This window comes from Acidobacteriota bacterium (assembly GCA_012729555.1).
GTDB lineage: Bacteria > Acidobacteriota > UBA6911 > UBA6911 > UBA6911 > UBA6911.
The window spans coordinates 1-26,369 of record JAAYCX010000052.1; the positions used below are offsets into that span (position 1 = coordinate 1).

The 26,369-nt window shown below is 66.0% G+C and carries 27 protein-coding genes and 1 tRNA gene; 15 read left to right on the forward strand and 13 right to left on the reverse strand.

All coding sequences use genetic code 11. The annotated features are described in order from the left end of the window. From GXY47_10315 to GXY47_10335, 5 genes are all read left to right on the forward strand, one after another. On the forward strand, positions 1-179 hold a 179-nt coding region (locus GXY47_10315; GenBank protein NLV31537.1), incomplete at its 5' end, for a hypothetical protein. 107 nt (positions 180-286) lie between these two features. Next, positions 287-1,174: a CpsD/CapB family tyrosine-protein kinase gene (locus tag GXY47_10320; protein NLV31538.1), complete on the forward strand. Its 888-nt coding sequence runs from the start codon at positions 287-289 to the stop codon at positions 1,172-1,174. 71 nt (positions 1,175-1,245) lie between these two features. After that, positions 1,246-2,076 carry a DUF3473 domain-containing protein gene (locus GXY47_10325; protein ID NLV31539.1) on the forward strand — a complete coding sequence of 277 codons (831 nt, stop codon included), beginning with the start codon at positions 1,246-1,248 and terminating at the stop codon, positions 2,074-2,076. Positions 2,077-2,304: 228 nt separating this feature from the next. Beyond that, positions 2,305-3,684, forward strand: coding sequence for a TIGR03013 family PEP-CTERM/XrtA system glycosyltransferase (locus GXY47_10330; GenBank protein NLV31540.1), 1,380 nt, complete (start codon positions 2,305-2,307; stop codon positions 3,682-3,684). Between the two features lie 81 nt (positions 3,685-3,765). Next, a complete protein-coding gene (locus GXY47_10335) occupies positions 3,766-5,013 on the forward strand; it encodes a VanZ family protein (GenBank protein NLV31541.1) in 1,248 nt (415 codons plus the stop codon). A 15-nt stretch (positions 5,014-5,028) separates the two neighbouring features. On the opposite strand, the gene GXY47_10340 is transcribed toward GXY47_10335, so the two are convergent. The 8 genes from GXY47_10340 to GXY47_10375 form a co-directional block, all read right to left on the reverse strand. Further along, positions 5,029-5,451, reverse strand: coding sequence for a type II toxin-antitoxin system VapC family toxin (locus GXY47_10340; protein NLV31542.1), 423 nt, complete (start codon positions 5,449-5,451; stop codon positions 5,029-5,031). Next, a complete protein-coding gene (locus GXY47_10345; GenBank protein ID NLV31543.1) occupies positions 5,451-5,699 on the reverse strand; it encodes a type II toxin-antitoxin system prevent-host-death family antitoxin in 249 nt (82 codons plus the stop codon). Before GXY47_10345 ends, GXY47_10340 begins: the two co-directional genes overlap by 1 nt. A gap of 123 nt (positions 5,700-5,822) precedes the next feature. Continuing rightward, positions 5,823-5,897 (reverse strand) — tRNA-Gly (locus tag GXY47_10350). Between the two features lie 79 nt (positions 5,898-5,976). Further along, entirely contained in the window at positions 5,977-6,321 is a 345-nt protein-coding gene (locus GXY47_10355) for a YraN family protein (GenBank protein ID NLV31544.1), read from the reverse strand. Between the two features lie 27 nt (positions 6,322-6,348). Further along, positions 6,349-7,758 (reverse strand): cysteine--tRNA ligase, encoded by a 1,410-nt coding sequence (locus tag GXY47_10360; protein ID NLV31545.1) that lies wholly within the window; start codon positions 7,756-7,758, stop codon positions 6,349-6,351. A gap of 66 nt (positions 7,759-7,824) precedes the next feature. Then, entirely contained in the window at positions 7,825-9,414 is a 1,590-nt protein-coding gene (locus GXY47_10365) for a glycosyltransferase family 39 protein (GenBank protein ID NLV31546.1), read from the reverse strand. 65 nt (positions 9,415-9,479) lie between these two features. After that, the gene (gene groL / locus GXY47_10370) at positions 9,480-11,114 is read right to left on the reverse strand and encodes a chaperonin GroEL (GenBank protein NLV31547.1); all 1,635 of its coding nucleotides are present in this window, start codon (positions 11,112-11,114) and stop codon (positions 9,480-9,482) included. A gap of 36 nt (positions 11,115-11,150) precedes the next feature. Beyond that, the gene (locus GXY47_10375; GenBank protein ID NLV31548.1) at positions 11,151-11,438 is read right to left on the reverse strand and encodes a co-chaperone GroES; all 288 of its coding nucleotides are present in this window, start codon (positions 11,436-11,438) and stop codon (positions 11,151-11,153) included. Positions 11,439-11,698: 260 nt separating this feature from the next. On the opposite strand from GXY47_10375, the gene GXY47_10380 reads away from it, so the two are divergent. From GXY47_10380 to GXY47_10420, 9 genes are all read left to right on the forward strand, one after another. Further along, positions 11,699-11,947, forward strand: a complete 249-nt coding sequence (locus GXY47_10380; protein ID NLV31549.1) for an antitoxin — start codon at positions 11,699-11,701, stop codon at positions 11,945-11,947. Further along, positions 11,944-12,384, forward strand: a complete 441-nt coding sequence (locus tag GXY47_10385) for a PIN domain-containing protein (GenBank protein NLV31550.1) — start codon at positions 11,944-11,946, stop codon at positions 12,382-12,384. Before GXY47_10380 ends, GXY47_10385 begins: the two co-directional genes overlap by 4 nt. Before the next feature lie 78 nt (positions 12,385-12,462). Then, positions 12,463-13,308, forward strand: a complete 846-nt coding sequence (locus GXY47_10390) for a phosphate ABC transporter substrate-binding protein (protein NLV31551.1) — start codon at positions 12,463-12,465, stop codon at positions 13,306-13,308. A gap of 4 nt (positions 13,309-13,312) precedes the next feature. Continuing rightward, entirely contained in the window at positions 13,313-14,293 is a 981-nt protein-coding gene (gene pstC, locus GXY47_10395; GenBank protein ID NLV31552.1) for a phosphate ABC transporter permease subunit PstC, read from the forward strand. A gap of 3 nt (positions 14,294-14,296) precedes the next feature. Next, positions 14,297-15,205, forward strand: coding sequence for a phosphate ABC transporter permease PstA (gene pstA, locus GXY47_10400; GenBank protein NLV31553.1), 909 nt, complete (start codon positions 14,297-14,299; stop codon positions 15,203-15,205). Next, positions 15,195-15,980, forward strand: a complete 786-nt coding sequence (locus tag GXY47_10405) for a phosphate ABC transporter ATP-binding protein (protein ID NLV31554.1) — start codon at positions 15,195-15,197, stop codon at positions 15,978-15,980. Before pstA ends, GXY47_10405 begins: the two co-directional genes overlap by 11 nt. A gap of 25 nt (positions 15,981-16,005) precedes the next feature. Then, positions 16,006-16,761 (forward strand): phosphate ABC transporter ATP-binding protein, encoded by a 756-nt coding sequence (gene pstB / locus GXY47_10410; protein NLV31555.1) that lies wholly within the window; start codon positions 16,006-16,008, stop codon positions 16,759-16,761. Further along, positions 16,758-17,444: a phosphate signaling complex protein PhoU gene (gene phoU, locus GXY47_10415; protein ID NLV31556.1), complete on the forward strand. Its 687-nt coding sequence runs from the start codon at positions 16,758-16,760 to the stop codon at positions 17,442-17,444. The genes pstB and phoU overlap by 4 nt, the downstream gene beginning before the upstream one ends. A gap of 2 nt (positions 17,445-17,446) precedes the next feature. Beyond that, a complete protein-coding gene (locus GXY47_10420; protein ID NLV31557.1) occupies positions 17,447-18,136 on the forward strand; it encodes a response regulator transcription factor in 690 nt (229 codons plus the stop codon). A gap of 36 nt (positions 18,137-18,172) precedes the next feature. On the opposite strand, the gene GXY47_10425 is transcribed toward GXY47_10420, so the two are convergent. Further along, entirely contained in the window at positions 18,173-19,639 is a 1,467-nt protein-coding gene (locus GXY47_10425; protein ID NLV31558.1) for an alkaline phosphatase, read from the reverse strand. A 236-nt stretch (positions 19,640-19,875) separates the two neighbouring features. Between GXY47_10425 and GXY47_10430 the strand changes: the two genes are divergently transcribed. Further along, positions 19,876-20,973: a hypothetical protein gene (locus GXY47_10430; protein NLV31559.1), complete on the forward strand. Its 1,098-nt coding sequence runs from the start codon at positions 19,876-19,878 to the stop codon at positions 20,971-20,973. On the opposite strand, the gene GXY47_10435 is transcribed toward GXY47_10430, so the two are convergent. The 4 genes from GXY47_10435 to smc form a co-directional block, all read right to left on the reverse strand. After that, positions 20,970-21,209 (reverse strand): histidine kinase, encoded by a 240-nt coding sequence (locus GXY47_10435; protein ID NLV31560.1) that lies wholly within the window; start codon positions 21,207-21,209, stop codon positions 20,970-20,972. The two genes, GXY47_10430 and GXY47_10435, sit on opposite strands and share 4 nt — an antisense overlap. Beyond that, positions 21,206-21,754: a CvpA family protein gene (locus tag GXY47_10440; GenBank protein NLV31561.1), complete on the reverse strand. Its 549-nt coding sequence runs from the start codon at positions 21,752-21,754 to the stop codon at positions 21,206-21,208. The genes GXY47_10435 and GXY47_10440 overlap by 4 nt, the downstream gene beginning before the upstream one ends. Positions 21,755-21,828: 74 nt before the next feature. Next, entirely contained in the window at positions 21,829-22,728 is a 900-nt protein-coding gene (locus GXY47_10445; GenBank protein NLV31562.1) for a phosphoribosylaminoimidazolesuccinocarboxamide synthase, read from the reverse strand. Positions 22,729-22,741: 13 nt separating this feature from the next. Further along, on the reverse strand, positions 22,742-26,344 hold the full coding sequence (gene smc / locus GXY47_10450) for a chromosome segregation protein SMC (protein NLV31563.1): 3,603 nt from the start codon (positions 26,342-26,344) through the stop codon (positions 22,742-22,744). Positions 26,345-26,369 lie beyond the last annotated feature (25 nt).

Sequence of the window (26,369 nt, forward strand, 5' to 3'; positions counted from 1 at the left end):
CCGCCCTCGCCGCGGGTGTCGGCGCCGCCATCGGGCGGGAACTGCTCGATACCACCCTGGCGAGCGAGGAGGAGGTCACGGCGCTGCTCAAGATCCCGGTCCTGGCCACCATTTCCGAGGTGCCCGCCAAGCAGCTGAAGAAGCCGGGCCGGAGCGGCGGGATGCTCAAAAGCGCCTGAAAATGGGGAAAGAGTCTGGAGCGGAATGCCGATAGCGGACTTGAACGGGTATTACGGCGGATGATAATTATTATTGACTGGGCCGGCAGGGAGCCGCGGAACGCTAAATGAGCGAAATATTCGATTTTCTGAAAAAGGCCGAAAAGGAACGGAAGCAGGTGATCCTGCCCCCGGAGCCGGAGGTGGAAGAGCCCGATTTCGGCGCGGAGCCGGGGCCGGTCGAAGCCTCCTGGTCGCCGGCAATGGAGGCGGAGCCGGTGCCGCAGGAACTCGAGCTCTGCCGCGACGACCGCTTCGATCTCACCGACGCCGCCCCCCAGGTCAAGACCGTCATGGACCCCCTGACCCTGATCGGGGAGCAGTTCCGGCTCCTCCGGTCGCGCCTCGGGCTGATGCAGAAACAGAGGGGGATCAAGACCATCCTGGTCACCAGCACGGTGCCGGAGGAGGGGAAGACCTTCACCGCCTCGGGCCTCGTCGGGGTGCTGGCCCAGGAGCCGGGCAAACGCGTCCTCCTGATCGACGCCGACATGCGCAAGCCGCGCTCGGGGATCAGTTTCGGCCTCAACGGTTCCGCTTCCTCCGTCGGCCTTTCCGAGGTCCTGCAGGGGAACGTGTCGTTCCGGGACGCGGTCCTGACCTGCACCAACCCGCAATTTTCCTTCCTGTCGTCGGGCCCGCTCCCGCCCAACCCCTCGGAACTGCTCAGTTCCCCCATCCTGGAACAGACCCTGAAGGCGGCGGCCTCCGATTTCGACTGGGTCATCGTCGATTCGCCGCCGGTGCTGTCTCTTTCCGACACCGTGCTCCTGGCGCCGCTGTGCGACGCCGTGGTGCTGGTGGTGAGGGCCAATTCCACTTCGGCGCGGCTGGTGGAGGACGCGGCCGGCCGGATCGGGAAGGAGCGGATCTGCGGCGTCATCTTCAACCGGCAGAAACACCTGACGTCGTCGAAGTATTATTACCAGTACTATTACCGTAAGGTTAAGTCCTGAGAGTTCGTGACGCGAAATCGCCCGTTCCCGCCGCGGTCCGGGCCGGAGCGGCGAAACCGGAGGACGCTCGCATGCTCAACGCCTTCAGCGTGGACGTGGAGGACTATTTCCACGTGGAGGCCTTCGCTTCCTGCGTCTCCCCTTCCGACTGGGGCAGCTACGCCTGCCGCGTCGAACGGAACATCGAGCGGATCCTGGAGATGCTCGAGCGGCACCGGACGAGGGCGACGTTCTACGTCCTCGGCTGGGTGGCCGAGCGCCATCCGTGCCTGGTGCGGCGGATCGGCGCGGCCGGGCACGAGATCGGCTGTCACGGCCACGCGCACCAGCGCATCCACCGGCAGGACCGACGCGAGTTCCGCGAGGATGTCCGCCGCGCGCGCCTCTGCCTGGCGGACCAGGCGCAGGCGCCGGTCGAGTGCTACCGGGCTCCCAGCTTTTCGATCACCCGCCCGACGCTGTGGGCCCTGGACGTGCTGGCCGAAGAGGGTTTCCGCATCGACTCCTCCATCTTTCCGGTGCGCCACGACCTGTACGGCATCCCGGACGCCGAGCGCTTTCCCCACGTCAGGAACGGGATCGTGGAGTTTCCCCCCACCACCGTGCGGATGGCGGGTACGAACCTGCCGGCCGCCGGGGGCGGGTACCTGCGCCTCTTCCCGCTCGGGGTGACGCGCTGGGCCATCCGGCGGGTGAACGGGGTCGAACGGAGGCCGGCCATGGTCTACCTCCACCCGTGGGAGCTGGACCCCGACCAGCCAAGGATCCGGGCCCCGCTCCGCTCCCGTTTCCGGCATTACACGAGCCTCGCCGGGATGCAGAAGAAGGTGGACCGGCTGCTGGGCGAATTCCGGTTCTCGACCGTCACTGATGTCTGCCGGGGGCTTTCGCTCATTTCCTGAATGCCCCCCGTCTTGATAAATCTTATTGACGGCGACGGGAGGCGGCTCTTATAATGATCAAACCTCACCACCGGCCGGAGTGATTATGAAGATCCGGAAAAACCCAAAAATCCGCAGGGAGAATACTGGAAGGAGGCGCAAGGCATTTCATAGTTTTCATTGAACCCTTTCGGGCTTCTGGCCGATCAGTCCATTGACGGTTGTTCCAACGGTAAGAGCGGAAATACTATGTGGCGTTACCTGGCGTTGAGGAAGTTTGGAATCGTTTTCACGGAGACCCTGCTCCTGATGGGCTGGATCCTCCTGGGACACCTCATCCGCTTCGGCCGGGTCCCCGATTCGGTCCTCCCCCCGGCAAGCCTCCTGGTCAAGGCGTTCCTGATCGCCGTCATCTTCCAGCTGGTGATGCACCTCAACGACGTTTACGGCTTCCAGGGTTCGCGCCTTTCCCGGGCCTTCGTCCTTCGCCTGTTCCAGTCCCTCATCATCGCCTGGTGCATCCTGGCCGTGCTCTTCTACGCCGTGCCGCACGGCGACCTTAGCCGGGTGGGGCTGGTTTACGGCATGCTCCTCTGCTCCGCCTTCCTCGTCCTCTGGCACACCATGCTCCGGCTCTACATGCGGGTGCGGACCCCGCGCACCAACCTCCTGGTGCTGGGGACGGGCAACCTCGCGCGCGAGGCGGTGCGCGAGATCCTGCGCCACCCCGAGCTCGGCATCAAGGTGGTGGGCTTCGTGGACGACGATCCCGGCCTGGTCGGGGTGTCGATCGTGAACCCGAGCGTCATCGGCGTCTACCAGGACCTGGCCAAGCTGGTCGGCGGCCACCGGGTGGACCGGATCGTGGTCGGGCTGCAGGACCGCCGGGGGAAGCTCCCGATCAAGGAGCTGCTCGATTTCAAGACCCGCGGGATCGCCATCGAGGACGCCACGACCTTTTACGAGCGGGTGGCGGGCAAGATCCCCATCGAGAACCTCAAGCCCAGCTGGCTGGTCTTCAACAGCGGCTTCGGCGTTTCCAAGAGCATGCTGGCCAAGAAGCGGATCTTTTCGATCCTCTTTTCCTTTTTCCTCCTCCTCGCGCTCTCGCCGCTCCTGGTCCTGGTGATGATCGCCATCAAGCTCGAATCCAGGGGCCCCGTCTTCTACCGGCAGGAACGGGTGGGGCAGGACGGGCGGGGGTTCATCCTGTACAAGTTCCGATCGATGCGCGAGGACGCCGAAAAGGACACCGGCCCCGTATGGGCGCGGGAGGGGGACGACCGGGTCACCCGGGTGGGCCGCATCCTCCGGCGGACGCGGATCGACGAGCTGCCGCAGTTCTACAACGTGCTGCGGGGGGACATGAGCCTGGTCGGCCCGCGGCCGGAGCGTCCCGTGTTCGTCGACCAGCTGTCGGAAGAGATCCCCTATTACCCCCTGCGCCACGTGGTCAAGCCCGGGATCACCGGGTGGGCGCAGATCAACTACGGCTACGCGAACACCCTGGAGCACACGATCGAAAAGCTGCAGTACGACCTGTTCTACATCAAGAACATGTCCTGGATCCTCGACATCCTGATCGTGCTCGAAACGGTCAAGACCGTCATGGTCAAACGCGGGTCGTAGCCGGCTCTCCCGCCGCGCGCCGCGGCATTCTTCTCGCCTCCATTCCCCAATCGGTGTACAGTGCCTTCTTTCGGGGGACGCATGGGAAAGTGGAAGTACCTGTTCGCCGCCTATATCGGATTCGTGATCTACGGCACCCTGATCCCGTTTCATGTCGTGGACTCGCTCCAGGGGGTCTTTCGCAACCTGGAGGCCGTCCGGTGGCTCCCCTTCTGGGATCTCCACCGCGGACGGATCGCGTCGGTCCCCGACATGGTCCAGAACGTCCTCCTGTTCCTTCCCATCGGAATCCTGGGGGCCCGTTGCCTCGGGCGGCGGTTGGCTCCCACCCTCGCGACCGGTTTTGGTTTAAGCCTGCTGGTAGAAGTTCTGCAGCTCGTGACCCCCAACCGGGTGAGTTCGGTCAACGACCTGGTCTTCAACACCCTCGGGACCGCGGCCGGCTTCTTCCTCTGTCTCCGGCTGGCGCCCCTCTGGCCCCGGCTGATCCATAGCCCGGTCTTCAGGGAAATCGCCCGGGTCCCCGGCGCCCTCCCCCTCCTGATGCTGATGCTCTACAGCTGGGTCTACGCGCTGGAGCCGTTCAACTTCACCCTCGACGTGGGTGTCGTGTGGTGGAACGTGCGGGCGATTTTCCGTCAACTCCTCCACCCGCGCCTGGTGCTCGGCGACGAACTCATCCTGGCCTCGCAGTTCGCCCTGATGGGCTTTCTGGCAGCCGGGCTTCTCCAGAAGCTCCGGGTGCGCGCGGCCTGCGCCCTCTCCCTTTTCCTGGTGGCCCTCTGGGCCGCGGTCACCGAGATGAGCCAGTTGATCGTGGCTTCCCGGGTGGCGAGCCTTCTCACCCTCGCTTTTTCCTGGATCGGGGCCGCCATCGGGGTGGCCGCCCGCGCCTGGTACACCCTCTCCCCCCGGCCCGGCAGGCTCTTCGTCCTCTACGCCCTCTTCCTCCTCGCGGCCCATGCCGTCGACGCTCTGAGCCCCTTCACCCTGCGCGAATCGTATCTCCGCCCGGCCCTCCTCCCCTTCCGGCAGTACCAGTCGGCCTACTTCGTCAGCGCCCTGAGCAACGTCTTCCACGCGCTCCTGGTCTTCATGCCCCTGGGCTTCCTGGCCTCCCGCATCCGGTTCGGCCGGGCACGGGGCCTCCTGTTCTGGAGCGTGCTCCTGGTCGCCCTGGTCGCGATCGAACTCGGGCAGGGGTTCATCGCCGGCCGCTACCCGGACGTGACCGACTTCTTCCTTCCGTTCGCGGGGGCCGTGATCGGATGGTGGGTCGCCGAGAAGGCACGGGAGCACGGTTTTACGTTGCGGAACTCGTCGCCATGAAGTTCCAGGTTGTGTTCAACCAAGGAGCCGGTGGCTTATATGGAACAGGTCAGCCGCCTGGGATAGCGCCTTGTCCGCCGTGATGAGGGTGAGGCCGTTGGAGAATGCAGCGGCGAGGTGCAACGCGTCCGGAGCTCTCAGGGTGGTTTTGAACATGGAGAGCCATTTGCATGCTGTGGAATATTCCCGATCCTCGATGGGAAGGATTCGGTAAATCCCGTCCGTGCGATGCCGGCGGAATACCGACAGGATGACCTGGGCGGATTCTGCGGGAAGCTCCCCGGTGCGGGTTTTCAGCGCCAGGGCCGAGATGAATTCCAATTCGCAGAGCATGCTTTTTGCAGGTGGCGAAGCTGCCCGGATTTCAAGCTGGGCCGCGGAACTGAGGGCTTCGGGGTAGTAGTAGGCAACCAGAACGCTGGTGTCGATGTAGGCCATCAATATCTGCCTTGGCGGCGGTTTTCGATGACTATGCGCGAGAGACTCTTTTCATCCTCCCGGATTTCCAGGGCTTCACGAAAGGGGGCGAGGTCCGGGGCTTTTTGATGTTCGGGGGATGCAGCCGGCGGGACGAGGCGGGCGACGATCCTGCCCCTCCGGGTGATCAGCACCGATTCACCGTTTTCGACCGCGCGGACAAGGTCACTCAATCGCGCGCGCGCTTCCTTCAGGTTTACGGGGCCCATCGATTCCCTCCCGCAGGGTTATGCCTCAAGCGTAATCCTTGCGCCGCCGCGAATCAACAACGCCAGGATCGAGGCTTTCCATCTGGATCGTAAACGTATGATTAGAGTGGAAATAGAGTTTTTTGGAGCGGGAAACGGGATTTGAACCCGCGACTTCAACCTTGGCAAGGTTGCACTCTACCACTGAGTTATTCCCGCCCTCTTGCGGCAGGAGAAAATTCTAGCATAAATCGACGGAATTTCAGCCCCGAGATGCAAAAAATCTGCAAGGGGGATCCTAAAAGGCATCCCGGTAGAGCTGGACCTCGCGGCCGACGACCGAGACGATGTCGAAGCGGTAGTCGTACCGGCCGAGGTCGAAGCGGGCGATGAAGTCCTCGGCCGCGCGGCGCAGGGCCTGGCGCTTTTCCCAGTCGACGTACTCCCACGGCTCGCCGTAACGCCTCGACGCGCGCGTCTTCACCTCCACGAACACGAGGGTATCCCCCTCGAAGGCGACCAGGTCGAGTTCGCCCGAGCGGGCGCGGTAGCGGCGGGCGAGGACGTCGTAGCCCGCGCGCACGAGGAAGCGGCAGGCGAGCCGTTCCCCGCGCCGGCCCAGGAGCAGGTGAGGCGCCGTCATGGGGGGATTGTTTGGCCCGCCCCCCTCCTATTTCACCGCCTTTTCGCCCGGGGCCCGCTTCCAGCGGACCCCTTCGCGGGTGTCCTCGAGCTGGATCCCCTCGGCCAGGAGCTCGTCGCGGATGCGGTCGGCTTCGGCGAAATCGCGCCGGCGGCGGGCCTCCTGCCTCGCCTCGATCCGCCGGGCGATCTCCTCGTCCAGGAGCTCCGGCCGGCCGCGCAGGATGCCAAGGACGCCGTCGATCTCCTCGAGGAAGGCGACGGCCAGCCGGGCGTCCCCGCCCGTCAGGGCCCCGCGGGCGTCCCGCTGGTTGGCCGCGCGCACGAAGTCGAAGAGGGCGCCGAGCGCGGCGGAGGTGTTGATGTCGCTGTCCATCGCCTCCCGGAACTTTCCGCGGGCGGCGGCGGCCTCGGCTTCGAATTCGGGGGTGGGGGCGTCCTCCGACGCCTTTTCCCGCGCCCGCAGGAGGAAATCCTCGAGCCGCGCGATCGACGCGGAGGCCTGGCGCAGCCCGTCCATGGTGAAATTGAGCTGCTTGCGGTAGTGGACCGAAAGGAGCAGGTAGCGGATCGCCTCGGGGGCGTACCCCTGCCCGGTCAGGTCGCGCAGGGTGAAGAAGTTGCCCAGCGACTTGGACATCTTCTCCCCCTCCACGATCAGGAACTCCGGGTGGACCCAGTAGCGGGCGAAGGGGCGGCCGGTGGCGCATTCGCTCTGGGCGATCTCGTTTTCGTGGTGGGGGAAGACCAGGTCGATCCCGCCGCAGTGGATGTCGAACGTTTCCCCCAGGTACTTCATGCTCATGGCCGAGCACTCGATGTGCCAGCCGGGCCGGCCGGGGCCGAGCTCGGTCTCCCAGAAGTCCTCCCCCTCCTTCTTCGCCTTCCAGAGGACGAAGTCGCGGGCGTTGGCCTTGTCGTACTTGTCGCTGTCGACCCGCGCCCCCGCCTGGGCCCCGCTGAAATCGGCCTTGCTCAGCTTCCCGTACCCCTCGAACCGGGCGATGTCGAAATAGATCGAGCCATCCTTGCGGTAGGTGAACCCCTTCTCCTCCAGGCTGCGGATCAGGGCCACCATTTCGGGGATGTGGTCGGTCGCCCGGGGCATGACGTCGGGCGGGTCGATCCGGAGCGTCCGGCTGTCCTCGAGGAAGGCCTCGGTGTAGCGCGAGGTGTAGTCGCTGAGCGACACCCCCTCCGCGCGCGCGTTCCGGATCGTCTTGTCGTCGACGTCGGTGATGTTCATGACATGCCGCACCCGGTAGCCGCTGTAGCGGAGGTAGCGCCGCAGCAGGTCCTGGAAGACGAAGGTACGGAAGTTGCCGATGTGGGCGTAGTCGTAGACCGTGGGGCCGCAGGAGTAGAACCGGACCACCCCCTCCTCGACGGGGCGGAACTCCTCTTCGCTGCTGGAGAGCGTGTTGTATATTCTGAGCATAGTTTTGTCCCGCCTGGTTGCCGGAGCCCCAATTATACCGATTTCGGCCGCAGGTACAACGCGCGGTTATCTTTTGGGGAGGATCCGCACCAGGCGGAAGTTCCCCTGCGTGGCGAGGGGGACGGTGTCGAAGCCGCCCGCCTCACCGATCTCCCGCGCCCCCTCCGCTTTGGTGACGACCAGGGCTCCCGTACGGCCGGCGACCCCCCGCCGCAGCGCAGCGAGGTCCTTCGGCTCGGCGTCCACCCGGTATCCCGTGTAGTAGTGCAGGCTGTGGTGAAAGAAGCGGTAGGTCAGGATCGGCTCCTCCCCGCGGCGCAGGGCGAGCGCCTCGCGGGCGATCGTCCGGGTGGAGTGGTAATCGCCGAGGAGGGGGAAGGCGAAGACGACCACCGCCAGGACCAGCGCCGCGCCTCCGAGCGCCGTCGCCCGGACGGCGCCGAGGGGGCGGTTCCTCCAGCCGTAATACAGGGCGAAGCCTGCCGGGACCAGGACGGCGAGGGAAATCGCGAGCCCCTCGCGCCAGTGCCCCCCGTAGTCCTTCTGGAAGAAGACGGGCGCCGCCAGGGCGAGGCAGAGGGCAAGGAGCGCCTCGGCGGTCACGGCGGCGCGCAGCAGCCTCGGCTCCGCCCCCTCCCGGACCCAGGGCGCGAGGCGCGCGCCCAGGAGCAGGGCCAGCGGCGGGAGGGAAGGGAGAATGTAGCCCGCGAGCTTCGACCCCGACAGGGAAAAGAAGAGGATGGGGAAGAGCAGCCAGCAGAGGATGAAGAGGGGGGCGGGGCGCCACCGGCGCCAGCGCCGGAGTTCCTCGAGGGGGCTTGTGCCGGCCAGCGCCACGAGCCACCCGCTCCAGGGGAAGAAGAGGGCCAGAAGCACCGGCAGGTAGTAGTAAAAGGGCTGGGCGTGGTGATGGATGTCGGTGACGTAGCGGGCGAAATTGTGGTTGACGAAAAAGGTGGCGACGAAGGCGTAACCATTTTCCCGAAAGGCCAGCCAGAACCAGGGGACCGATACGGCCAGCGCCACCGCTGCCCCCGGACCCGTGCGCCAGCGCCGGAACATCCCCTCTCTCCCGCCGAAGTACCAGGAGAGGAGCCCTACCCCCGCTGCGAGAACGAGGGCCACCGGCCCCTTGCCCAGCACGGCCAGGCCGAGAAAGACCCAGGCGGCCAGCACCTTCCAGCCGAGGTCTTTTTCCACCGCGACGGCCAGGACCGAGAGCGCCAGGGTGAGGCAGCAGGTAAAGGGCATGTCGGTCGAGGCGCTGCGGCCGAAACCGGCGAAGCCGAGGCTCGTGACCAGGATCGCGCCGCCCAGGAGGCCGGCCAGGGGGGACCAGATCCGGGTCCCGGCCCAGAGGACGGCCAGGGCGGAGAGGAGGGCGCAAAGGGCGGGTCCGACGCGGGCGGCCGTCTCGGGGCTGCCGAACAGGGAGCCGGGCGCCCGGGCGATCCAGTAGTAGAGCGGGGGCTTTTCGAGCCACGGCCTCCCCTCGAGCGTCGGGGTGACCCAGCGCCCGGACAGGCGCATCTCCTCTGCGATGCGGGCGTAGCGCGGCTCGTCCGCCCCGGTGAGGGGCAACCGGCCGAGGCCGGCCCAGAGGGTGGCTATCGAGAGGGCGGTGACGATGAGGAGGGAGGAGAGAGCTCGTTGCACGGGGGGAGTTAAACACGGATGGCACGGATTTTCAAAGCAATCCGTGCCATCCGCGGTTTACGAGGCTAGTACATTCCGCCCATTCCGCCCATTCCGCCGCCCGGAGGCATGGCGGGGGCCTTTTCCTCTTCCTTGATCTCGCTCACCAGGGCTTCGGTCGTCAGAAGCAGGGCGGCGATGGAGGAGGCGTTCTGCAGGGCCGTACGGGTCACCTTGGTCGGGTCGATGACGCCGCTCTTGACCAGGTCTTCGTACTGCTCGGTGTCGGCGTTGAAGCCGAAATTGGCCTCGGCGTTCGCGCGCACCTTCTCGACCACGACGGCGCCTTCCAGCCCGGCGTTGAAGGCGATCATCCGCAGGGGCTCCTCCAGGGAGCGGCGGACGATGTTGACGCCCACCTGCTCGTCGTCGGCGAGCTTGAGCTTCTCGAGCGGGGTGATGCAGCGGAGCAGGGCCACGCCGCCGCCGGGGACGATCCCCTCTTCCACCGCGGCGCGGGTCGCATGCATGGCGTCCTCGACGCGGGCCTTCTTCTCCTTCAACTCGGTCTCGGTCGCGGCCCCGACCTTGATCACGGCCACGCCGCCGACCAGCTTCGCCAGCCGTTCCTGCAGCTTCTCGCGGTCGTAGTCGGAGGTGGTCTCATCGATCTGCACGCGTAGCTGCTTGACGCGCCCCTCGATGTCGGCGTGCTTGCCGGCGCCCTCGATGATGGTGGTGTTGTCCTTGTCGATCGTGATCTTCTTGGCGCGGCCCAGGTCTTCAAGGCGGACGTTCTCGAGCTTGATCCCGAGGTCTTCGCTGATCACCTTGCCGCCGGTGAGGATGGCGATGTCTTCGAGCATCGCCTTGCGGCGGTCGCCGAATCCGGGGGCCTTGACGGCGACGACGCTCAGCGTGCCGCGCAGCTTGTTGACCACCAGGGTCGCCAGCGCTTCGCCCTCAACATCCTCGGCGATGATGAGGAGCGGGCGCCCGCTCTTGGCCACCTGCTCGAGCAGGGGGAGCAGGTCCTTCATGGAGCTGACCTTCTTCTCGTTCAGGAGGATGAGGCAGTCGGCCAACTCGGCTTCCATCCTCTCCGGGTCGGTCACGAAATAGGGGGAGAGGTAGCCGCGGTCGAACTGCATCCCTTCCACCACTTCCAGGGAGGTCTCGATCGATTTGGCCTCTTCCACGGTGATGACGCCGTCCTTGCCCACCTTCTTCATCGCCTCGGCGATGATGCCGCCGATGGTCTTGTCGTTGTTGGCGGAAACGGTCCCTACCTGGGAGATCATCTCGCCCTTGACCGGCTTGCTCAGCTTTTTGAGCTCTTCGATCGCCGCGGCCACGGCGGTCTCGATCCCGCGCTTGATCGCCATCGGGTTGGCGCCGGCGGCCACGTTTTTCACGCCTTCACGGAAGATGGCCTGAGCCAGCACCGTCGCCGTCGTGGTCCCGTCGCCGGCGACGTCCGACGTCTTCGAGGCCACTTCGCGCACCATCTGGGCGCCCATGTTTTCCATCGAGTCCTTCAGTTCGATCTCCTTGGCGACGGTGACGCCGTCCTTGGTGATGGTCGGGGAGCCGAACTTCTTGTCCAGCACCACGTTGCGCCCCTTGGGGCCCAGCGTGATCTTTACGGCGTTCGCCAGCTGGTTGACGCCGCGCAGAATCGCCTGGCGGGATTCCTCGCCGTGAATGATTTCCTTAGCCATAGTCTCCTACTCCTTATGTATTTGTATTGCTTTGGGTTATGCGAGAACCGCGAGGATTTCGTCTTCCCGCATGATGACGTATTCCTGGTCGTCGATCTTGATTTCCGTCCCGGAGTACTTTCCGAAGAGGATCCGGTCGCCGGCCTTGACGTCCATGGCCGCGCGCTTGCCGTCATCCATCATCTTGCCCGGTCCGGCCGCAATCACCTCGCCCTCCATCGGCTTTTCCTTGGCGGTATCGGGGATGATGATACCCCCCTTGACCGTTTCCTTCTCTTCCATCCGCTTTACCAGAACCCGATCGTGCAAAGGTCTCACATTCATCTTGGTGTCTCCTCTCCAAATAGTTGCATTTATAAAGACTTGCCTATTGCTTACCGGCTGGCCCCGCCGTTAGCACTCCCTCGCGGCGAGTGCTAACAGTATAAGAGGGATTTTCGGCTTGTCAATCTGGAGGCCGGAATTATGTGCCCATTCCAAAAAAAAACATAGGCGGGACCCGGCACGGCCGAACTGGCACGGCGAATTTGGTGATATAATACGTATGTCTGTTAAACATAATATACGTGCAGCGGGTGAAGGAGATGGCGGTCAAACTAACACTGGCCCTGGACGAGGCGGTGATCCAAAAAGCCAAGCGATATGCCAGCAGACAGAACATCAGCCTTTCAAAGCTGGTGGAGTTCTACTTCTCGTCGCTCGCCTCCGACGACGTATCCGGCCGGCACGGCATGCCCCCGATCACCGCCGGGCTCGCCGGCATGGTGAGGGTGGAGGCACCGGGGGAAGACATGGACCTGGTGGCTGAATCGGTCAGCGAAAAATATCTATGAAGGCGCGGATATTCATCGACACCGACGTTTTTCTGGACACCATTCTCGACCGGAAGCCGCATGCGGTTTACTCAAACCGGATTCTGGCCCTGTGCGAGCAAAACCAGGTCGAGGGATTCACCTCGAGCCTCGTCATCGCCAACATCTACTATATCCTCAAAAAGCTGTCGAAACACGAGAGGGCGCTCCTGGCCATCCAGCGGATCGGTTCCATCATCCGGATCCTGCCCTTCACCCAACGAGAAATCGGGGAATCCGCGAGCGCCGGTTTTCCCGACTTCGAGGACGGGGTCGAGCATTTCATCGCGGTCAATAACGGCCTGGACAGCATCATCACACGCAATGTCCGGGATTTCCGCAAGGCCTCCCTGGGCGTGCTCACGCCGCGGGAATTCCTGCAGTCATTCGTGTGTCGCGACGGGGAGGGGCAAACTTAACCGAATCTTAACACTCTCCTTATAAAGGCTTAACGAAGGTAATGTAAATATCTACCAGAATTGAGTTTAGGAGGGCAGATGAAGATATCGGGATGGTTGGGTGTGCTGGGAGCGGCTGTCGCCCTTGCGGGCTGCGGCGGGGGCGGGTCGGCCGCCAGGACGGTCACCATCAAGGGCTCGGACACGATGGTGATCCTGGGGCAGCGGTGGGCCGAGACCTACATGAAGGAGCACCCGGAGGAGCGGATCCAGGTCACGGGGGGCGGGTCGGGGACGGGGATCGCCGCCCTGATCAACGGCGGGACCGACATCTGCGAGGCCTCCCGCCCCATGAAGGAGAAGGAAAAGGAGATGGTGCGCAAGCGCCACGGTCGGGAGGTGGTCGAGATCCCGGTGGCCCTGGACGGCATCGCGATCTATGTCCCCGAGTCCTCGCCGGTGGAGGCGCTGACCCTGGGGCAGCTGAAGGCGATCTACACCGGCAGGATCCGCAACTGGAGCGAGGTGGGGGGCCCCGACCGCAGGATCGTCGTCTACAGCCGCGAGAACAACTCCGGCACCTACGTCTTCTTCAAGGAGCACGTGCTCGATAACGAGGACTTCGGGCGGGAGGTCCAGACGCTCCCCGGCACCGCCGCCGTGGTCAACGCCGTCAGCAAGGACCCCGCCTCGATCGGCTACGGCGGGATCGCCTACGCCTCGGGAATCCGGCCCGTCGCCGTCAAGGCGGACGAGGCGGCCGGCGGGGTGCTCCCCTCGATCGAAACGGTGGAGCGGGGGACCTATCCCCTGTCGCGCCAGCTCTTCTTCTACACGGTCGGCGCCCCGCAGGGGACCACCAAACAGTTCATCGACTGGGTGCTGACGCCGGAGGGGCAGGAAATCTGCGAAAAGGTGGGGTACTACCCCCTGGTCTGGAAATAGGCCGATGCGCGACCGAAGAAGCGGCTGCCGGACGATGCATGCGGCGGGACGATCGGGGGCGTGGGGCGACCGGGTGGCCAGGGTTCTGATCACCGGGAGCGCGATGCTGGCGATCGTGTCGCTGATTCTGATCTTTATCTTCATCGGCAAGGAGGCGCTCCCGATCTTCACCTCGGCCGAAATCCAGGAGGAGGCCAACATAGGCAACCTCTTCCTGCCCCAGTCGGCCGGCGGGGGGGCCGGGGAGGAGTACACCTGGCAGCCGGTCTCGGAACTTCCCAAGTACTCGCTCCTGCCGCTGCTGGCCGGGACGCTGAAGGTGACCATCATCGCCTCGCTGATCGCCATCCCGCTCGCGGTCCTGGCCGCCCTCTACACCGCGGAGTTCGCCCCGGCCTGGGCGCGCGAGACGGTCAAGCCCGCCATCGAGCTCCTGGCCGGGATCCCGAGCGTGGTGGTCGGCTTCTTCTGCCTGATGGTGCTGGCCGACTGGCTGCAGGGGGCGTTCGGGTGGACCTTCCGCCTGAACGCCATGACGGCGGGGATCGGCCTGAGCCTCGCGGTGATCCCCATCGTCTACACCGTCTGCGAGGACGCCTTCTCCTCGGTGCCGCAGGCCTACCGGGACGGGTCGGTGGCCATGGGCGCCTCCTCCTGGCAGACGGCGTCGCGCGTCGTCCTCCCGGCGGCGATGCCCGGGGTCCTGGCGGCCTGCGTGCTCGGTTTCGGCCGGGCCATCGGCGAGACCATGATCGTGCTGATGGCGTCGGGCAACGCCGCCATCCTCTCGTGGCTTCCCACCGATTCGATCCGCACCTTTTCCGCGACGATCGCGGCCGAGCTCGGGGAGGTGGTCGTGGGGAGCCCGCATTACCACGTCCTCTTTTTCATCGGCGCCTTCCTTTTCGTGATCACCTTCGCCATCAACCTGCTGGGGCACTGGTGGGTGGGGCGGTTGCAGAAGAAGCTCCAGGGGGCATCCTGAGCCATGGTCGACCGAACGAGATTTGTCGGGGGCGCCTTTCAATCCCTGTGCATCCTTGCCTGCGTCCTGATCGTCCTGATGCTGGCCGTCATCCTCGGCGACATCGTGATCCACGGCCTGGGCACCGTCACCTTCTCCTTCCTCACCAGGGCGCCGGAGACCGGGATGACGGGCGGAGGGATCTTCCCCGCCATCTTCGGGACCTTCGCCCTGGTCGTGCTCATGACGATCGCGGTGATCCCGCTCGGGGTGGCCACGGCCATCTACATGCACGAATACGCGCCCAAGCGTTCGCGCCTCGTCCAGGCGGTGAGGCTGGCGATCCAGAACCTGGCCGGGGTCCCCGCCATCGTATTCGGCCTCTTCGGGCTCGGGTTCTTCATCGAGTTCATCGGCCGGGGGATGGACCGGGTCTTCTACGGCGGGGAACTGGTCTACGGCCAGCCGGCCATAGTCTGGGCGGCCCTGACGATGGCGCTCCTGACGATGCCCACGGTGGTGGTGGCGACGGAAGAGGCGCTCCGGGCGATCCCCCAGGGCTACCGCGAGGTGGCCTATTCCCTCGGGGCGACCCGGTGGCAGATGATCCGCCGCGTGGTGCTCCCCCAAGCGGTCGGCGGCATCCTCACGGGAGGCATCCTGGCCGTCAGCCGGGGCTCGGGGGAAGTGGCCCCGGTGATGTTCACCGGGGCGGCCTACTTCCTCCCCGAACTGCCGGCCCGGCTCAACAGCCAGTTCATGGAGCTGGGCTATCACGTCTACGTGATGACGACGCAGTCCCCCGACGTGGAGGCGACCAAGCCGATCCTGTACGCGACGGTGCTGGTGCTGCTGGGCCTGACCTTCCTGCTCAACTTCAGCGCGATCATGATCCGCGCCCAGATCCGCAAGAGGCTGCGCCATGGCCGATAAACCGAAACCCCGGGGGGAGGAAACCCCCGCGCCCTGCGAAATCGGGACCGAACGGCTGCGGGTGCGGGCAGGGAAGGACGAGATCCTCAAGGGGATCACCCTCTCGGCCCGGCGGGGGGAGATCGTCTCCATCATCGGACCCGCGGGAGCGGGGAAGACGACGTTTCTCCGCTGCCTCAACCGGATGGCCGACCTCGACCTCGACCTGGCCGTCTCCGGCCGGGTCCTGCTCGACGGGCGGCCGGTCGGCGACCTCAACGTGGCCGCCCTGCGCCGGCAGGTGGGGATGGTCTTCTCGGTCCCGACGCCGCTTCCGATGACGGTGTACGAGAACCTGGTCTTCGGCATCCGCCTCGTCGCCCGGGGACGCAACGGCTTTGACGAGCAGGTGGAAAACTCCCTGCGCGCGGCCTACCTGTGGGACGAGATGAAGGACCGGCTGAACGAGCCGGCGCGCAACCTGTCGGGGGGGCAGCAGCAGCGGCTCTGCCTGGCGCGTTCGCTCGCCCTGGAGCCCCGGGTCCTGCTGCTGGACGAACCCTGCTCCGGCCTCGACCCGATCTCCACCGCGAAGATCGAGGAGGCGCTCCAGGAGCTGAAAAGCCGGCTGGCCGTGATCCTGGTGACCAACAACGTCAAGCAGGCGGCGCGGGCTTCGGACCGTACCGCCTTCTTCCTGTTCGGCGAACTCGTCGAAATCGGGCCGACCCACGACCTCTTCACCACCCCGGCCCATCCCAGGACCGCCGATTACATCACGGGGAGGTTCGGATAACCGCCCCATGGAACCCCGTATGCCTATGGAAACCATGATCGAGACCCGGTCCCTGAACCTCTGGTACGGGAGCTTTCACGCCCTCATCGACGTCACCCTCCGGATCCCGCCCCGGGCCATCACGGCCATCATCGGCCCCTCCGGCTGCGGCAAATCGACGCTGCTGCGCGTCATCAACCGCATGAACGAGCGGATCCCCGGCGTGCGGGTCGAAGGGGACGTTCTCCTCGAAGGGAGGTCGATCTACACCGGCCCGATCGACCTCGGACAGCTGCGCAAGAGGGTGGGGATGGTGTTTCAGCGTCCCAATCCCTTCCCCCTCTCGGTGTTCGAGAACGTCGCCTACGGGCCGAGGATCCACCGCCTCGCCGGCGGGCAGGAACTCGAGCGCCGGGTGGAGCAGAGCCTGCGGGCCACGGGGCTGTGGGACACCCTGAAGGACCGCCTGGGGGCCTCGGCGCTGGCGCTGGCGCCGGAGCAGCAGCAGCGCATCTGCATCTCGCGCCTGCTGGCGGTCCAGCCCGACGTCCTGCTGATGGACGAGCCGGCCAGCGCCCTCGACCCGATCGCCACGGCGCGGATCGAGGAGCTGATGCTGGAGCTCAAGGAGCGGTACACCATCGTCATCGTCACCCACAACATGCAGCAGGCGGCCCGGATCTCGACCCGGACCGCGTTCATGCTCCTCGGGGAGCTGGTCGAAGTGGGGGAAACCCAGACGGTGTTCACGAAACCCTCCGACCCGAAGACGGAGCAGTACATTTCCGGGAGGTTCGGATGATGCGTCAACTCGAGGGGAAGATACAGGGCTTGCAGGAACGGCTCCTGCTCATGGGGCGCCTGGCGGAATCGATGCTGCAGACGGCGCTTCGGGTTCTGATCGAACGCAACGGGGCGCTGGGCGCCGAAGTCGAGCGCATGGAGCACGAGGTCAACGAGCTGCAGATCGAGATCGACGACACGGCGGTCAAGCTGACGGCGCTGCAGCAGCCGGTCGGGGGGGACGTGCGCTTCCTCTTCATGGCCTCCCGGATCGCCACGGAGCTCGAGCGCATAGCCGACCAGGCGGTCAACATCATCGAAAACGCCCGGCACCTGCTCGCGGCGCCCCCGCTCAAGCCGCTGGTGGACCTGCCGGTCATGGGCGAAATCGCCGAGGGGATGGTGAAGGACAGCCTCGAGTCGCTGGTGGCGAGGGATTGCGCCCTGGCCGGGCGGGTCTTCGAAGAGGAGAAGAAGGTGGACGCCTACCGCGACCAGATCTTCCGGGTGCTGCTGACCTACATGATGGCGGACCCGGGGACGATCGAGCGGGCGCTCGCGCTGATTCTGATCTCGCGCAACCTCGAGCGGGTGGGGGACCACGCCACCAACATCGCCGAGGAGGTGATCTACCTGGTCGAGGGGCGGGAGGTGCGCCACAGCCACGAGAGCGACACCCGCCGGCCCGAAGCGGAGGCCTGACCATGGCCAGGAACACCCTGCTGGTGATCGACGACGAGCGCGACCTCGTCGAGCTCGTCCGCTACAACCTGGAGAGCGAGGGGTACCGGGTTCTCGGCGCCGCGGACGGGGAGTCCGGTCTGTCCACGGCGCTCAAGGAGAAGCCCGACCTCGTGATCGTGGACCTGATGCTGCCGGGGATCGACGGGCTCGAGGTCTGCCGCGAGCTGCGCCGCCGGGCGCAGACGGCCCACGTGCCGATCCTGGTGTTGACGGCGAAGTCGGCGGAATCGGACCGGGTCGTGGGGCTCGAACTGGGGGCGGACGACTACGTGACCAAGCCCTTCAGCCCGCGCGAGCTGACGGCCCGGGTGAAGGCCCTCCTGCGCCGCTCCGCCGGGTACCAGCAGCCGGCCGAGCGGATCAAGCGGGGGGAGCTCTCGATCGACAGCGCGAGCCACGAAGTGATCTGCGGGGACCGGAAGATCGAGCTGACGGCGACCGAGTTCCGGCTGCTCGAGTTCCTGGCCGCCCACCCGGGGTTCGTCCACTCGCGCGGGGCCCTGATCGAGGGGGCGCTCGGCTCGGACGTCACCGTGCTCGAGCGGACCATCGACGTGCACATCATGTCCCTGCGCCGGAAACTGGGAAAATACGGCGAGTGGATCGAGACCGTGCGCGGTTTCGGCTATAAATTCCGGGAAGAGCAGTAGCGGCGGCATCGCGTCCCCGTCCCCCTTCTGCGGCCCCTACTCTGCGCGCCGCTCCCTGAAGAAGGAACCGCTCTCGAGCAACCTGAAGATGGCGGTGTTGTCGATGTATTTCCCCGACCACCCCTCGTCGAGGTCGTAGATCTTCCGGAGGTTGGGCTCCACCCCGATGACATACCGCTCGAAAAGGCCGCTCCCGGCCCCGCGGACGTAGAAGGGGACGAGGGTATTGCTGTGACTGCCCGAGTGGTACCAGAGTTCCGGCAGGCGGCCCGCGCCGTTGTCCCTGACGTGGGCGTAATCGACGCCGTGGTCGAAAGTCCCGTTGCCGTCGACGTCGAAGAAGGTGGACCCGTCGACCCGCCCGTCCCCCCAGAGATAGCCGCACTCATGGTCGGCGGTGACCACGAGCAGCGTGTTGCTCCAGTTGTTGCCCCCGGTGTCGCGGTCCAGGTACTCGACGACGGCCTCCACCGCGCGGTCGAAATCGATCTGCTCCTCGATCATCCGGCCGGCGTGGTTGTCGTGGTTGGCCCAGTCGACGGCTCCCCCCTCGATCATGAGGGCGAACCCCGCCGGGTTGTTGTCGAGCACGTTGAGGGCCCCGCGCGTCATCGTCGCCAGGTCGGGAACGTCATTGTTGGCGGGAACCGCCCGGGGGGGCGTCTTGTCGTTGCGCGGAGCGCGGCTGCCGCGCCGCTGCTGGAGCGTCTCGTACACGTGCGGGAGGCCGAAGACCCTGTCCGGCGTATTCCCCCGGCCGAGGGCCTCGAATTCCGTCAGGGTTGAAATGAGGGTCCAGCCGTTGGCGCCCGCCGACAGGTCGCGCCAGTGCGATTCGTCGCCGATGAGGCCGTAGGAGGGGAGGGAACGCCGGCCGGCGTCGTTGTCGTATTCAGGGTTCCCCGGGGCCAGGATCACCTTCAGCATGCCGTGGTGGTTCTGCGCGTCGTAGTGCGTGTTGTGCGCGCCGGGCTCGCGGCCGTAGATCGCCTCCTTTGCGAGGGCGGGGTAATTCATGCGGCTCCGGCTGTGCCCGTAGACGGCGGCCGGGGTGGCGTGAACGAAGGGGACGCTCGAAACGGCCCCGATGCTCCTCCCCGCGCGTGCCGCCTTTTCGAACAGGGTTTCGAGGGGAGTTCCGCCGGGGGTGACGTTGATTTCGTTGTCGTACGCCTTGACGCCCGTGTAGAGGGCGGTGGCGGCCGCCGCGGAATCGGTCGCGCCGCTCTTGGCGTAGTTGAAATCGGCCGCCATCGCGGCCGGGTCGTAGGGCCTTCCGGTGTACCCGTTGCGGTGGCCGGCCGAATGCGTCTGCATCGCCCAGCGGTGTTCGAACCGTTCGTACACGGCCTTGCGGCCGGTGTAGTACTCCGTCGCGCGCACGGTGTTGAATCCCTGGCCGTCGCTGATCATGAGGATGATGTTCTTGATTTCCGGGTCTCCCGCCCGCACTATCGGCGTGAGAACGAGAAGGGCGATGATCGCGGCGTATCCTGTCTTCACTGTCTTCCTCCCTGGCTGGTGTCCTGTCCTGTCTGGAATAACACGGGGGGGGGCCGAAAGCCACGATTTTCGCCGATTCCGGTTCCGGTCCGGTCCGGATTTGTTTAAATATTCACGGCGCATTCATCAAGGCTTAACGGAGCCCGGGTACCTTTCCCGCTGTCTCGAGGAGGAATCCCGGCGGCCCGGGTGTCGGGCGCGAGGGACGGGAACAGGACCTGTCAAGGAGACGATCGATGAGAGGAACAGTCGGGGTGATCAGCCTGGGGATGCTGCTTTTGCCGGCCGCGGCGGGTGCGGCCGATTCCTGGACGGACAAGGTGAAACTCAAGGGGGACTTCCGCTACCGGCACGAAACCATAAAGGTCGAGGATCGGGATGCGCGTAACCGGCATCGCATCCGGGCCCGCTTCGGCGTCGAGGCGAGGCCGAGCGACAACGTCCTCGTCGGCCTGCAGCTCGCCAGCGGCTCGGCCGATCCCGTTTCCACCAACGAAAGCCTGGACGGCGGATTTTCCACCAAGGACATCCGCCTCGATCTGGCTTACTTCGACCTGGGGTTCCAGCGGGCTCCGGGATTGCACCTCCTCGGGGGGAAGATCCAGAACCCCTATTACACGCCGGGGGGAACCGAGCTGATCTGGGACAGCGACCTGAACCCCGAAGGGGGCGCCCTCAGATATTCCGGGAAAAGCGGCGGCGTGAAGCTTTTCACCAATATCGGCGGCTTCTGGGTCGAAGAGCGGAGTTCCGACGTCGACACCTGGCTGTTCGGAGCCCAGGGGGGGGTCGAGCTCGCCTTCCCGGATAAAAAGGGGTCCTTTACCGCCGGCGCCGCTTATTACAACTATGAGAACGCCCGGGGCCAGAGCCCGATTTTCGATTCCGACGACCCCTTCGGGAACAGCGTCGATGAAGCGGGGCGCTACCTGCACGATTACGACCTGGTGGAGTTGTTCGGCGAGCTGAAGATCCAGGCCGGAAGCGTCCCGGTGGCCGTCTTCGTCGATTACGTGAAGAACGTGGCCGAGGGGGAGATCGCCGGCAACGAGGGGTGGCTCGTCGGCGCCAGGGCGGGCAAGCTCAAGGATCCCGGATCGTGGGAGCTCCGCTACAACTACCGCAACATCGAGAAGGACGCGGTGCTCGGCGTCTTTACCGACAGCGATTTCATCGGCGGCGGGACCGACGGCAAGGGGAGCGAATTCGGCGTCGACGTCCAGGTGGCCAGAAACTTCACCGCGGGCGCCACCTGCTTCCTCAACAAGCTGGGGACGGCCGCGGGCGCCGACGATTTCCACCGGCTGCAGCTCGACCTGGTGTTCAAGTTCTAACGCTGTTTTCTCGGGATCTTTCCCAGGCTGACCTTCTTGGAGAGGGTGTTGCGGTGGATGCCCAGGGCGGCCGACGTCTTCTGGAGGTGCCCGTTGTTGCGCCGCATCACCTCGGAGATGAAGCAGCGTTCGAACTGCTCCATGGCTTCGGTGAAGAGGATCCCCTTTTCGACCATCTCCGCGCAGAGGGCCTCCAGGCGCTCCTTGAGCCTCGGGGGGCGGGGGGTGTCGCTCACGGCTCCCCCCTCTGGCGGTTCCAGGCCTCGAGGACCTTCCTGTAGTGCGCGTGGAACTTGTCCTTCAGGCTTCGGGGCGTCAGCCGGACGGCGGCGCTGGCGCCCCCGAGCAGGTAGGGGGCCAGGACCGACCGGGCCATGATGTTTTCCCTCACCGGGAAGGCGATGAGGGCGAGAACGAGGATGGAGCAGATGGCCCACCCGCGCACGAAGCCGAAAATGGAGCCCAGGAAACGGTCGGCTCCCTTGAGCGCGGCCGCCTTCAGGAACCGGTTCAGGGCGAAGGACACGAGCGCCCCCGCCGCCAGGGTGCCCAGGAAGATGAGGAGGAAGCCGGCCAGGTTGGCGATCGCTTCGGTCCGGAACAAATCGATCAGGCGCTCGGCCGGGACCGGGTAGAAGAAGACGGCGAGAAGGAAACCGGCGATCAGGGCCACGAGGCTGACGAGTTCGCGCACCAGGCCCTTGAGCAGGGCCAGGAGCGTGGACACGGCCACGATTCCGGCGAACAGGACGTCGAAATAGGTCCACTGGGCTGAAAGCATGGCCTCAAGGTTACACAGGTTTCACAAATAAAAAAACCCATTTGTGAAACCTGTGTTCCCGAATTCTCCCCTCCCTAAATCAGAGGGGAACCGGTCAGGAGCCGGTAGGCTTCGAGATACTTGGCCGCGGTCCCCTCCACCACCCGGGGTGGGAGTTCGGGGGCCGGCGGCTGCTTGTTGAAGCGGATCTCCTCCAGGTAATCCCGGACGTACTGCTTGTCGAAGGAAGGCTGGCTTTTGCCGGGTTCGTACCGGTCGCGGGGCCAGAACCTGGACGAATCCGGCGTCAGGACCTCGTCGCACAGGATGATTTCGCCGTTGTAGACGCCGAACTCGAATTTGACGTCGGCGATGATGATGCCGCGCGACAGGGCGTACTCCGCCGCCCGCGCGTAGATCTGGAGCGTGAGGTCCCGGAGCCTGGAAGCCTGGTCCTCCCCGATCATCCGGGCGGCCTCCGCGTAGGAAATGTTCAGGTCATGCCCCGACTCCGCCTTGGTGGCCGGGGTGAAGACGGGTTCGGGGAGCCGGTCGCACTCCCTCAGGCCCGGGGGGAGGGGAATGCCGCAGACCGTGCCGCTTTCCCGGTATTCGGTCCACCCCGACCCGGCCAGGTAGCCGCGCGCCACGCACTCGATCGGGAACATCTCGGCCTGTACCGCCAGCATGCTCCGCAGGTCGAGGACCTCGCGGTGGCGCTGGAGGTCCGGGGGGAACTCCCCGGCGTCGGCGCTGACCAGGTGGTTGGGGACCAGGTCGCGCATCATGCCGAACCAGAAGCGCGACAACTGGGTCAGCACCGCCCCCTTCCAGGGGATGGGGGTGGGGAGGACGACGTCGAAGGCGGAGATGCGGTCGGTCGCCACGATCAGGAGTTCGTCCCCATAGGCGTACAGGTCGCGCACCTTTCCCCGGCGGAGCAAGGTCAAGCCGGGGAGGTCGGTCTGGACGCAAAGGTTCGGTTTCTTTTCCATAGTCCTCTCCGGATCAGCTGGCCAGCGCCTGCTGCTGACGGAAATCCACGCCGATGATTTTCGATACCCCAGGCTCCTCCATGGTGATGCCGTACATCGTCTGGGCCGTTTCCATGGTGTTCTTGTTGTGGGTGATGATGATGAACTGGGTGTTGTGGCTCAGCTCGGTCACCAGCCGCGCGAAGCGGTTGACGTTGGCGTCGTCGAGCGGCGCGTCGACCTCGTCCAGGACGCAGACGGGGCTCGGGCGGTAGCGGAAGATGGCGATCAGCAGCGCCAGGGCCGTCAGGGCCTTCTCCCCCCCCGACAGCAGCAGCACGTTCTGCAGCCGCTTCCCCGGGGGCTGGGCGATGATGTCGATGCCGCTGTCGAGCATGTCCTCCTCGTCGAGCAGCCTCAGGTCGCACTGCCCGCCGCCGAAGAGGATCTGGAACACCTCCTGGAAATTCTTCCGGATCGCCCGGAACGCCTCCTCGAACTGTTCGACGGAGCGCCGGTTGATGTCGGCGATCGCCTTCTGGATGTCGGCGATCGATTTCTCGATGTCCAGCCGCTGGCCGTTCAGGAACTGGTAGCGCTGCTCCAGCTCCTTGTACTCTTCCAGGGCGCGCATGTTGATCGGGCCGAAGTTTTCGACCGCCTCGCGCATCCGGTCGTGCTCCTCGGCCACTTCCCGGTACTCGCGCTGCCACCCGTCGTCCTCGATGTCGACGACGAGCTCGGCTACCGGAAGGTGGAACTCCTCCTGGCAGTGGCGCTCGAGATGCTCCAGGTCGTTTTCGAGCCGGGTTTTTTCGATCTCGATCCGGCTCCGGGCGTTCATGGTCTCCTCGCGCCCGGAGTGCAGGACCCGCAGCCGCTCCTCCACCTGCCCGAGCGCCGCGCGCCCGGCCGAGAGGGCCGTCTGCATCGCTCCGAGCGTTTCCTCCGTCGTCTCGATGGCCCCGGCGCATGCGGCCATCCTCTCCCTGGCCTGCTCCTGGGCGGCGGCGAGTTCCCCGATCCGTTCGCGCACCTGCGCGGCCTCGGTCCGGCTGGCTTCGGCGCGCCGGCGCACCTCCCCCGATTCCTGCTCGAGCCGGCGCAGGTCGGCGTCGATGCCCGACCGGCGCTCCTTCTTGACGGCGAGGGCGGAGACGAGGGCGCCGAGGTCCCTGGAGAGCGTGGCGCTTCCGGTACGGAGCGACTGCAGCCGCGCGTTCAGTCCGGCCAGCTCCGCCGACCCGGTGCCGCTGCGCGCTTCGATCCCGGCGATCTCCCCGGCCGCCCCCTCGAGGCGGGACTCGAGTTCCCGCCGCTCCGCGCCGAGCTGGCCGAGTTCGGTGTCGGCCACCTGCTCCGCCTGCTCGATCCGGCCCAGGTCGGCTTCGATCCTGGAGATCTCGTGTCCCTGGAGGGCCGTCTCCACCTCCAGCTTGCGGGCCTCGGCCGTCAGGGCCTTGATCGATTCCGCCGTGACCGACTGGTCCTCCTTGAGGCGGGAGAGCGCCGCGCGCGCCGATTCGATCTTCTGGGCCACCGCGGCCAGCTTCTTCCCGAGTTCCCGCTTCTCGCGCTTCAGGGCGAGAAAGCCCGCCATCGATTTTCGTTCGCCGACGGCCGAGAGGGTGCCGCGGGGGGAGTAGGCCTCCCCCGAGAGGGTCAGAAAGTTGGCGGCTGGCGATCGCTCGGCCACGCGAAACGCCGTATCGAGGTCGGAGACCATGACGGTCGAGGCGTATTCGGGGAGCGCGCGCCCGAACGCGCTCTTGACGTCGGGCGCCATGCGCAGCAGCTCGTCCAGGTAGCCTATCACCCCGTCGCCGCCGACTTCCGGCCGGCCGGCGCCGGTGCCGTGGCAGTGGCCGTTCTGCAGGGTCATGAAGGTGCATTTCCCCGCGCCGATCCGTTTGAGCCGCTCCACCCCGCTCATGGCGTCCTCGCGGCTTTCGACCAGGATGTACTGCAGCGGGGCGTTCAGGTAGTCCTCGAGCGCGGTCTCGTAGGCCGGATCGGTCTCGATGTGGTCGGCCAGCGTCCTGGCGCGGCACGCCTCCTCCCCCGGGACCCGCGTGGAGAGGTATTTCTGCACCCCCTCGGAATAATTGCTGCGCCGCTGCTCGATCTCCTCGAGCGAGGAGTAGCGGTGCTGCATCAGGCCGTGCTCGTTGGAGAGCGCCGCGAGTTCCTCCGCGAGCCGTTCGATCTCGCCCGCCAGGCTGGCGGCCCGGGCATCGAGCCCCTCGCCGGCGGCGGCCACTTCCTGCTGCCGGGCGGCCTTGCGGTCGTGGTCGGCCCGCACCCTCTCGAGTTCGGCCGCCCGTCCGGCCCGCTCTTCCGCCCTGATCTGCCGCTCGTTTTCGAGCCGCGCGGCCCGGGCCGAGATCCGGGCCAGGCTTTCCTGGCAGCGGGCCTGCAGGTTCTTCAGGTCCGACAGCTTCCCGGCCCCGGTCAGGAGGAAGGAGCGGAGTTCGTCGATCTGTGTTTCGGCCGCCCGGATCTCCTCCTGCAGCCGTTCGCTCTTCGCCTGTTCGGTCTCGACGACCTCCCGCTCCCGCGTGATCTCTTCCGACAGGGCGCGTCCGGTCTCCCGGAGACGCTCCGTCTCGCTCCCGATGACGCGTTCCCGGTCGGCGATGGCCGCCTGTTCGCGCTCGAGCTCCCCGGTGCGGGCGATGAGGGCCAGGCGCTGGGTTTCCTGGTTTTCCTGCAGGTTCCGGGCGTCGCCCGCCTCGACCTTGAGCGCCGTCAGGCGCTCGCGGACCTGGTTGACCTCCTCTTCCTGCCGGGTGCACTCCCGGCGCGCGTCGTCCCGCTCGCCCTCCGCTCCGGCCAGCTCGGCCAGCACCGCCTCCTCCCGCTCCCGGGCGGCGGTGAAACGCTCGGCGCACTCGGACAGCTTCCGGCGCAGTTCGCGGTCCTCCATCCCGACCTTGAGGCGCGCGACGGAGCGCAGCTCCTCCCTCAGCCGGTTGTAACGCCGCGCCTTGGCCGCCTGCCGGCGCAGGGAGTTCAGCTGCCGCACCACCTCGCGGGTGATGTCCTCGGCCCGAAGCAGGTTCTGCTGCGCCTGTTCCAGCTTGCTCTCCGCCGAATAGCGCCGGCTCTTGAAGAGGGTGATCCGCGCCGCTTCCTCGATCAGGCTGCGGCGCTCGGCCGGCTTGGAACTGAGGATCTGGCCGATGCGCCCCTGCTCGAGAATGGCGTAGGAGTTGGGCCCCAGCCCGGTCCCCTCGAACAGGGCCTGGATGTCCTTCAGGCGGCAGCGGCGCCCGTCGAGGTAATACTCGCTTTCGCCCGAGCGGTAGAGCCGCCGGCCCACGGTGAAGCTCGCCGGGTCGAACTCGGGCGCCCCCGGGATCTCGATCGGGTCGTCCAGCGAGAGGGTCAGGATGACCTCGGCGAAGCCGGTCGGTTTGCGCTTCTGGGTCCCGTTGAAGATCACCCCTTCCATCTTGTCGGTGCGCAGCGATTTGGCGCTCTGCTCCCCGACCACCCAGCTGATGGCGTCGGAGATGTTGCTCTTCCCGCAGCCGTTGGGGCCGACGATGGCCGTGACCCCCTCGTGGAAAGGTATGTGCGTGCGGTCGCAGAACGATTTGAATCCCACGAGCTCCAGTTTCTTGATTCGGTTCATAGCGTTCGTGCCACCCTTTCCGCCG